This window comes from Methanocalculus natronophilus (assembly GCF_038751955.1).
In the GTDB taxonomy this organism is placed as follows: Archaea; Halobacteriota; Methanomicrobia; order Methanomicrobiales; family Methanocorpusculaceae; genus Methanocalculus; species Methanocalculus natronophilus.
In genome coordinates, this window is the sequence record NZ_JBCEXH010000025.1 from 308 (window position 1) to 937 (window position 630).

The window sequence follows — 630 nt, forward strand, 5'->3', positions numbered from 1 at the left end:
CCATTATGCAACGCATTAAAGTCCGCTTTTGAAAAATCCCCTTCTAAAAATTCAAGCAAAAATAAATCATGATTGCCTAAAATAAAACTGGCTTGGTCTTTTAGAGAAGTTAAATACTCATACACTGCTTTGTTTTCACTGCCTCTATCAAAATAATCACCCAAACAAAGTAAATGGTGATCTTTATTTCCTTCTTCAAAGCCTTTTTCTACTAAGGCTTTTTTTGTTACGGTAAAATGACCGTGTAAATCAGAGATAATAAATAGCTTCATGATTTATCCTTAAATGATGGGACTTGGTAGCGATCAGAAAAATCTTTTTGAAAAGCTTTTACACTTTTTTCTGTGACCGGGTTCAAAAAGAAACGTTCTGCTAAACGCGGTGGAATGGTGACCCCATCTAACCCATGTTTTAGTGATTTAACAATTTCTTCTTCACTCTTAAAAGAAGCGCCTATTAAAAGATAATCATAATCTTTGAAGGTTTTTAAATCCCCTAAACTTTCAATTAACCCATACGGATTTAATCCATTAGATAGCATGCGGTTTACATAAATAATGACATACTTAGCGCCGGCTTCATAGGCCATTAACGCTTGAGCCAAACTAACCACACCCGTTGCGGCTAGGG

General features: G+C 35.4%; 2 protein-coding genes. Both read right to left on the reverse strand.

Annotated features, from left to right (window positions below; translation table 11 throughout):
• A partial coding sequence (locus ABCO64_RS10140) for a metallophosphoesterase (RefSeq protein WP_343089369.1) occupies window positions 1-272 on the reverse strand: 272 nt, incomplete at its 3' end.
• The coding region (locus ABCO64_RS10145; RefSeq protein ID WP_343089370.1) for a transaldolase family protein at window positions 269-630 on the reverse strand (362 nt) is incomplete at its 5' end. The genes ABCO64_RS10145 and ABCO64_RS10140, both read right to left, overlap by 4 nt.